We start from the raw sequence: 7,534 nt of genomic DNA on the forward strand, positions 1-7,534 counted from the left end.
AAAAGAGAAAATAGATTATAGAAAATAGGGAAGGAGTAAATTCTTAAGATCCTTTTCGAATCATGATAGTTGACGGATGCTGTGGTATGTGGAAGGCAGGGCGCGAGCATAACGTTAGGCCGCGAGCCGAAGTAGCGGAAAAGCGGATTGAGTTCTCTCTGCCAAGATAAGACTTTCTTCGTGAAGATGAAAGCTCAACTTACCGAAAACCAGCTATTGCGGCTCGCGGCGGTTGGCTGCAGTAATCTTAATCAAATAATTCATCATCTAAAACCAATTCGAAATGTTCAATCGATTCCAAAAATTTCATATTGCTTGAAACTTCATTTTTAAATGCTAAAATATTAAAACCTACATCCTCAATATTGATGAAGCACCAATTTAGGCTATCAGGAAAAAGAAACATAGTTGAATCATATCTAGTTTCATGTAAGTTCTCTAAAAAATCAGTTGTCGAAATTGTGAATAGTTCATTATCAATTTCATAGCGATAGTGATCTTCCCAATATAAATTTAAATTTACATTTTCAGGAAGTTTTTCTAAAACTTATGAAAGTAAATCTTTTGTTTTATTCTCTAAAAATCTAATGGCTCTTGTGTTATTAGGTAACAAATAATCATTTTTATAGCCATGATGAGGAATATTGAATTTAGCCAGTAGTTGCCTTGAAGAAATTTCAACAAAACCTTCATCTGTTTCTCTGAAACTTTGCGGAAAGTCATTCCATATTTTACGGTTTACAGAAATTTCTCCTTCAGTTCTTGCATCACTAATAAATTCATCAAATGGGAATTCTTCAATTATTCCTACTTTTGGAAGAATCCCAATATATCTATCAAAAATTCCTTCTGGAAGAAATGCGTTAACCTTTAAAGGGCGTGGAGCATTTTTCCAATCAAAATGATTTTTAAGCCACAGATGATTTTGTTTCGTTGATTTTTCCATATGGTCTCTGATTATTGCAGCCAACGTTAGGCCGCTTCACGCCGTTGCGGATCAAAGCGGACTGAGTTCTCTCTGTCGAAGATAAACTTTATTCGTGAAACCACAACTTCCGGCTACCGAAAACCCCGCAATGGCTTGAAACGGCGGTTATAGGCTGGGCTTTGAGTTTAATTTTTTTCGTACTCAATCCCTGGAAACTTATCTGAAAATTTGTTCATAAAAGTTTCAATATTGCTAACACCCCAATTTCTGACAACAAAATAATTTTCATTATTAAAAATCAGCTCAGGTTGTCCATTTATTTTGTATTTTCTGTATTTTCTTTCCGTGTCAGTAAACTCTTCGCGTTTTTTTATTAAGCTCAAACTTGAACTTTTATCTTGCTTTAGATATTCAATAATTTGATCATTGATTAATCTATTTGCTTCAAGTAGCTTTACAGTTTGTAATCCTATGTCAGATTTTTGGATATTATTGACAAATACTTGACCGTTATATTTTATGTTGTATCGACTTCTATCTCTATCTGTAGTCAAACTGTCTAATGCTTTTTTAATATTTTTCCTTGTATTATCTTCTTGCTCTGGATCTGAACTTATAGCATACAAAGCAGCCATAATCAGTTTTTGATTTTTTTCCCAAAAGCTTGATAAAAGTTTACGTTCTTCATTGCCAAGAGCCATAATCAATTCTTTTTTAGTTTCGTCAGTTTCGTCTACAATTGACGGTTGACTAAGTGATTTAAGATATTCAGTTAAAATATTTTGAGTTCTCGCAGAAATATTTTGATTTAAAGCTGGCTCAATTAAATAATCAACAATTGATTGATAATTAATTTGAATAAACTCTTTGCAATTACATTCTGGTTCTATTAGGTTTAATAAATCTAAAGTAGAAATTGGAGTCAAATAAACATAAATGACAATATTATCTTCCGTTTCTAAAAGATTAAAATGTCTAAAATAGTTGTTTGTTTGATCGTTGTTTTCTTTGCTTTCAACTTTGTTTTCAATGACTATTTTTATATTTCTAATTTTGTTTGAAATTAAAAGTGTCAACTCAATATATATGTCAATTCTTCCAACTTTTTGAATTGAATATTCGGGTTTTACTGAAACTTTTTCTATAAGATAATCTTCTGTAACAAACGAATTATATAGCTCGCTATATTTGTATTTCAAATTAGAACTACTAAATTTTAGTAAGATGTCTAAAAATTTTTTAATTGGAAATTCTCCTAAATTATGGCTTTCTAGATTTCCAAGTAACCACGCTAAAAATTTGCTGTGACTAATTTCACGTCTGCTAACTCCTAAAATTTCTGAAAATGATTTTGAGTAATAAAAACTCTCTAACTTTTGAAAATCTGTGTCATTTTTGAATTTTATAATTTCATCCCTTATTTCGTCGATTGTAAGATTTTCTTCCATATTTATGCGATTTTTTTGAGCCTTGCCTATAACGTTTCGCCGGTAAGCGAAGTTGCCGACCAAAGCGGACTGAGTTCGCTCTGCCGAAGATAATGTTTCTTCGTGAAACCACAACTTCCGGCTACCGAAAACCCGGCAATTTTGCTTACCGGCTGTTAGGCGGCGTTTTTTTAATTTAATTTTTCGGGTAATATTTCTTGATGGTTTTTTGTAAAATATTCCAATGATTTCTTATTTGTCTTTTGATTTCTGGAGAGTTCATTTCTTCAGCAGCCTTATAAACGTAGCGCACATAATTACCTCTATACTTTCGATTTTTAATTAATCTTGGTTTTACACCTTTAAAGGAATAAAGCCTAAAAATTTTCCGTTTGAAAATTGCCGGATTGTCTGTGAGTGTCCTCTCTCTAACTGCTTGAATGCGTTTAGCTTTTCGTTTTATGCTCGCTTTCATATCTCTATAGAAAGCAGCGATGTTTTTTGACTTCAAGAGTGTTTGGTAACCATAGAACTCAAATCCTAAATAGTTTAGTGGGCGATTGAGTTTTTTTACGCCGCCAACGATTTGATAGCAAACTAACTTTCCATCTATTTTTTCAAAAAAAGTTATTTCAGTTTTTGGAATAGATATGGACAGGTTAATTTTTTTGATATGATTGTCAACAAATAACTTAATATCTTCCATATCACTTTTGTCACAAACAATAACGATGTCATCCGAATACCGCCTATAAAAAACTTTGTGATTCTCGTAAAGTGTTTTAATAATCGATTCGTCAAATGGAATCATGTAAATATTAGCAAGTAAAGCGCTAATTGGTAATCCTTGCGGTATCCCTACAACTTCTTTCGAGCCATTTAATTTTTGATTTTTATAAATAGTGATTCCCGAATCGAAAAGTTCTCTACTACTACTGAAGAATGAATTTTTTCCATTTTTTTTAAGTTTAGCAAATTCCTTTTCGTCAAAATGAGATGGTTTAGGTTTCAAATCTTCTAGTCTAACATATGAAAAGTTCGTTACGGCCTTATATATATTGTAATAGTCAGGTGGTAAGGCTTTAAGATTTAATACTTTCGTCCAAATACGTTTTAACAGTTTGTGGTCAAGTGACGGAAAAAAATTCTCAATGTCAAATGCTAATACGACACAGTCGTCACGTTTTTTTATTTCTTCGAAAACATCTGAAGCGAAGTGAACATTGTTTTTAAACTTTGATTTATTCGCTACTGGTATTTTACGATACGCTGTTATCGAACTAGACAAACTTTCATTTTGTGAAATGTAGCGCTCGTATTCAGCCTGTAATTTTCTTGTGTAATATGAATAGATATGTGCATCAAGATGAGTTGCATAAAGAATTTTTCGAACTTTTTTACTAGATACAATTTTGTCATCTTTCACTTCTGTATGAGACCTTGATACCTTGCCATTTCGCTTCGAGAGTTTATAGCGACGTTGAATAATTTCCTTATATATTAGTGGGTAGAAAGAATGTTTAGCGATATTTTCAGAATTTAAAATATAGTTTTTGACCTTTCCTCGAAAACGGATATTCGTTCTATTAGTAAAATGAGGATAACCACGATCTTTAAACCAATCTTTTTGTTTCATGATAAAATTGAAAGTTAAGAAGTTCTCGCGCGGATTTTATAGCGAAATAAAACGTACATCTTACAGATTGAACCGTTAGCCGAATTCTCGACTCCCGCTGATCGTTTACGTTAGCTGTAGCAAATCAATTAGCAATGACCATGATAGATATTACAACCGAATTACTAACTTTGGTAACAATCACTGCCGTTTGTCGTCATAGCGCTATGACGGCAAATTGGCAGGACGTTGTCCAAGCCACACTTGAAATAATATTGAGGAGAACGTTTGAAACAATATTATTGCAAGTGTTTACACATTCCCTAATTCACATATTTTATTTATCCCCTAAGGTCTGAATTAACTGAAACACAAGTTTACATTAGTTCAACAAATGTCTTATTTCTTTAACTAAGAACTTCTTACTTCCGGCACAAAAGTATTAAATTTACCCAAATAAATATCTTCAATGCAAGAAATTAATAAATTTAAAGTAGGTGATATTGTTTCATTAAAAACTCATCCCTTGTTTCATGATTTTTTTATAAAAGGTGATGGAAAATATACTCCACCAATACTCATCGTTAAGGAAGTTCATTTTGAGGATGAATCTAAAACTATCGCTCTCGACAACGGCTATATTATTGCAGAAAAAATTAAATATATATGTACTTATTTTGATGATAATAAAAGCGAGTTCGTCGACTCTGCTATTTATGAGATGATGCTTGAGAGTTTCGTAAATTTGAAGATCGCACTACTACGGACTAACTCAGAAAGTGATAACCACATCGACCTTATCGAAGAAGTTAATAATTATCCACTTATGCCGAGCTACGAGTACGGGAAAATTCTTTACTTTAAAACAAAAAAATTGGAGGTTTTTAAGAAGCGGACTTCAAACAAAATCGTCCTCGACGATAAACAAAGAACTGCAAAACTCGAAAAGAAAAAAAAGATTGTTCAATATGTTGTTAATTATGCAACCCCAGATTTTGTTATTTGTGGATTTACTGCCGAAAATCCGGCTAAAAAAGGAAAATCTAAAAAAATACTTTCTGCCAATATTGTAAAGGTAAAATGGTTTAACCCTTTTAAACAAAAATTTAGTGACGTTTATTTGCCAATGGAGTTCTTTACAGATATTAACCCTTTTCCTTCAAAGCCTTTGTTGTAACCGAATCGCTAAAATGCTGCCTAACGTTAGGCCGCTTCACGCCGTTGCGGATCAAAGCGGACTGAGTTCTCTCTGCCGAAGATAATCTTTCTTCGTGAAACTACAACTTCCGGCAACTCAAAACTCCGCAATGGCTTGAAACGGCGGTTGGCTGTAGTGTTGGTTATTAAAAATTTAACTCCATTTAAGATCAATCCGTTTTCCATTTCTTGGCCTTTGTAAATTTTCTCGGTCACATATTTTATATTATTACCTTTTTCATCAGTTTTGACTTTGTATGGACAATAATCACAACCAGTTTCAATGACTTTAATTATAAATCCATTTCTATTTTTCCAAGTTCCTTCATATTTATAAAAACCGCCGTCGCTTGCTGAGTAAAGTGTGTCAGTTTCGTATATTGAAACAGGTGATTGTTCAATATAGACACTATCTTTTTTAAAGAATAAGTTTGTTTTGTAGAACCATTTATATTTCGGCATTGCCGGATCAGCATAATTAGTCATCAATTCATATCCAACTAATGTTTTGCCATCCAAAGAAGAATTTTGCTTTGTGCAACTTAATTGCAAAAGCAAAACTATGATAAACGCGATTTTTAGATAGGTCTTCATAACATTACAGCCAACGTTAGGCGCATTTGCGCAAACGCGGCGCCAGCGAACTGAGTTGCCTCTGCCAAGATAAAACTTTCTACGTGAAACAACAACTTCCGGCTACCGAAAACGAGCGCTTTGAGTAAATGCGCGGTTGTGCGAAGGCGTTATATTCCTTTTTTAACTTTGAATTTTTTATTGCTCGGATTTGCTATTTTAAAAACTATTCGATCAGCGAACTGTTCTGATAAAACTACATCTGTAAATGGGACAATTTCTAAAATTAAAGAATCATTTTCTATTTTAAAGTCTCCACGATATTCCGGACCTGAAGGAAGAAAAGTCAAATACGATATGTAGATTTCGTCTTTCTTGTAGTTTATTGTATCTGTTTTAGGATTGAATTGTTCTGAATTAAGATATGCAAGCTGTTCTTCTTGGAGTTTAGATACTTCATCTTCGCTTAAACCTTTTCCAATTTTGAAATCTATGAGATTTTTATTTGGCTTAAATTTCTTCGCGGCTTCGGCTGCAGTTTCTTGTACAGTTTCGTATTCTTTTTGAATGCTATTTGATTTTTTTTCGTTACAAGAAAAAAATGTCAGAAGAATGATAATAATTATAATTGGATGTTTCATGATTTCGATTCTTTAGCTTTCGCACAACGTTAGGCGCATTTGCGCAAACGCGGCGCCAGCGAACTGAGTTGTCTCTGCCGAAGATAAACTTTATTCGTGAAACAACAACTTCCGGCTACCGAAAACGAGCGCTTTGAGTAAATGCGCGGTTAGTTGCTGTACCAATAATCGAAGCAACCTTCTTTACTTCGCATTCCGTTTTTGTCAATTAAATTAATCGATCGATGATAACTGTAAGAGGAAATATTAAATTTATTTTCATTATACCATTCCTTTAGCTTCTCAAAATCGCTTAAAGTAGGGCGATATATACCATTAACCTTATTAAAATCTAAATCGGTAAAGCACATAAATCCTTTAAGTTTATTTTGATTGATAAGTTTATCATTTATAATAGATTCTTTTAGATTTAAAATTTCTTGAAGAAAACCTTTTGAACCGTCAGTTAGCAGCGTTTTATGAATTTGTGCTTCATATAACTTTATTTCTAAATATTTATCCCTAATGAGATTAAATTTCCCAGTCAGGGTAGCAAATTTTTTTCTCGTTGCGCCACAAGGGGTAAAAGAAGTCATTCGCAAATATATTGAACGTTTTGTATCGTATAAATCATATGAAGAACTGTCTGCATAGATTCTCATTCCTTCAAACTGTGTATCTAGATAGCCATCCAACTTAATAATTTTATTATCAAATTTTGATGGGTTCTGTAGAACATCATCTATAGTTGTGTTGATCACTTCCGTCCGAAGAAAATCTGAATTTTCAGAGATTATTTCTTCTTGACCGAAACTTAAAGAGGCATATAATATTAATATGTACTTCATTGTTGTGTTTTGTCTTGTCCTGAAATAAGTTGACCATTTTGGTTATCAATTCAGGCTGTATTTTTTATAAATGTGTTTTTGATTTTGGTGAGCGAACTCGGGTGTCTGCATTTCCAGGCTGCAATGTCTCCGTTGTTGATTGTAGATGTTTACGGCCTGTTTGATCATCTTTTGAGCAGTGACTAAATTAGGTAAAGTTCTTTTAAAACCAAACTCATATTTCAGGATTCCGTTAATCCGTTCGGCGACCGCATTTTCGTATGGATCATATTGCTGTGTCGTGCTAAGCAAAAGTCCGTTCTTTTCTGCAAATTCGGTGAATTCGG

Annotated in this window: 8 protein-coding genes; 1 reads left to right on the forward strand and 7 read right to left on the reverse strand. The window is 33.1% G+C overall.

The window, feature by feature from the left end; all coding sequences use genetic code 11:
- Positions 1 to 547: 547 nt before the first annotated feature.
- From BLP55_RS15920 to BLP55_RS15930, 3 genes are all read right to left on the reverse strand, one after another.
- Positions 548 to 946, reverse strand: a complete 399-nt coding sequence (locus tag BLP55_RS15920) for a hypothetical protein (protein WP_139149779.1) — start codon at positions 944 to 946, stop codon at positions 548 to 550.
- A gap of 167 nt (positions 947 to 1,113) precedes the next feature.
- Positions 1,114 to 2,376, reverse strand: a complete 1,263-nt coding sequence (locus BLP55_RS15925; RefSeq protein ID WP_139149781.1) for a PDDEXK-like family protein — start codon at positions 2,374 to 2,376, stop codon at positions 1,114 to 1,116.
- A gap of 175 nt (positions 2,377 to 2,551) precedes the next feature.
- A complete protein-coding gene (locus tag BLP55_RS15930; RefSeq protein ID WP_244503482.1) occupies positions 2,552 to 3,991 on the reverse strand; it encodes a reverse transcriptase domain-containing protein in 1,440 nt (479 codons plus the stop codon).
- Between the two features lie 448 nt (positions 3,992 to 4,439).
- Here BLP55_RS15930 and BLP55_RS15935 point away from each other — a divergent pair, with 448 nt between their 5' ends.
- Complete coding sequence (locus tag BLP55_RS15935; RefSeq protein ID WP_091147130.1) at positions 4,440 to 5,147, forward strand: hypothetical protein; 708 nt, start codon at positions 4,440 to 4,442, stop codon at positions 5,145 to 5,147.
- 26 nt (positions 5,148 to 5,173) lie between these two features.
- Here the strand turns inward: BLP55_RS15935 and BLP55_RS15940 are convergent, their stop codons facing one another.
- The 4 genes from BLP55_RS15940 to BLP55_RS15955 all read right to left on the reverse strand — a co-directional run.
- Positions 5,174 to 5,761 (reverse strand): hypothetical protein, encoded by a 588-nt coding sequence (locus BLP55_RS15940; RefSeq protein ID WP_091147133.1) that lies wholly within the window; start codon positions 5,759 to 5,761, stop codon positions 5,174 to 5,176.
- Between the two features lie 149 nt (positions 5,762 to 5,910).
- Positions 5,911 to 6,381, reverse strand: coding sequence for a hypothetical protein (locus BLP55_RS15945; protein WP_091147137.1), 471 nt, complete (start codon positions 6,379 to 6,381; stop codon positions 5,911 to 5,913).
- A 149-nt stretch (positions 6,382 to 6,530) separates the two neighbouring features.
- On the reverse strand, positions 6,531 to 7,208 hold the full coding sequence (locus tag BLP55_RS15950; protein WP_091147140.1) for a hypothetical protein: 678 nt from the start codon (positions 7,206 to 7,208) through the stop codon (positions 6,531 to 6,533).
- A 45-nt stretch (positions 7,209 to 7,253) separates the two neighbouring features.
- Positions 7,254 to 7,534, reverse strand: a 281-nt coding sequence (locus tag BLP55_RS15955; RefSeq protein WP_139149782.1) for an integrase core domain-containing protein, incomplete at its 5' end; no start/stop codon positions are given.

The sequence above is a fragment of the Flavobacterium caeni genome, assembly GCF_900101895.1.
Lineage (GTDB): Bacteria > Bacteroidota > Bacteroidia > Flavobacteriales > Flavobacteriaceae > Flavobacterium > Flavobacterium caeni.